The sequence below is a fragment of the Halomonas sp. 3A7M genome (assembly GCF_014897875.1).
Classification (GTDB): Bacteria; Pseudomonadota; Gammaproteobacteria; order Pseudomonadales; family Halomonadaceae; genus Vreelandella.
This window is the reverse complement of record NZ_JABUZD010000032.1, coordinates 1-523: the sequence shown is the minus strand read 5'-3', so window position 1 is coordinate 523 and position 523 is coordinate 1. Positions and strand designations below refer to the sequence as shown.

Here is a 523-nt window from a genome sequence, read left to right as displayed (position 1 = left end):
GGCTACGGGTCTGAGCGCACGATAAATTTTGAATAGCCACTTATAAGGTCCAGCGAAGCTTCAATTCCAGGTCACGTTCGATGTCGCCAGAGCAGGAATATTTATTATCTGGCCTTGTTAATTGTGGGTCATGTGGGAAACGGTTTTACTATCGAACTCGAAAATATAATGAAGTGAAAATCGTTTATGCGAATTGCTCAACTTATCTGAAGCGTGGCAAGCAATTTTGCGATAATAATACGACATGGCCATATGAAGCATTGATGCATGTTTTCAACCTAACATTTATTGAATATCTAGGTCGTGCCGCTTGGGATCAAAGCAAGTCTAATCTATCCACTGAGCTTGATACTATCAATGGACAAATAAGTGATATCGATGCACAGATTAACTTTGTGTTAGAAACTGGATATAGTGTGATGCCTGACAGTCAAGTGGTTAGAGATAAGCTTACATCTCTTTCAGAGCAACGAAAACCCCTAAGTGGCTATTCAAAATTTATCGTGCGCTCAGACCCGTAGCC

1 protein-coding gene is annotated in these 523 nt (G+C 40.7%); it reads left to right on the top strand.

Features of this window, described 5'->3' with window-relative positions:
* Nucleotides 1-80: 80 nt before the first annotated feature.
* Nucleotides 81-521, top strand: a complete 441-nt coding sequence (locus INT19_RS02340) for a zinc ribbon domain-containing protein (RefSeq protein ID WP_193059578.1) — start codon at nucleotides 81-83, stop codon at nucleotides 519-521.
* The last annotated feature ends 2 nt before the right edge of the window (nucleotides 522-523 follow it).

What these genes read in the sequence shown, in the direction of transcription:
- INT19_RS02340 (WP_193059578.1), top strand. Translation starts at nt 81, where the DNA reads ATGTCGCCAGAGCAGGAATATTTATTATCTGGCCTTGTTAATTGTGGG.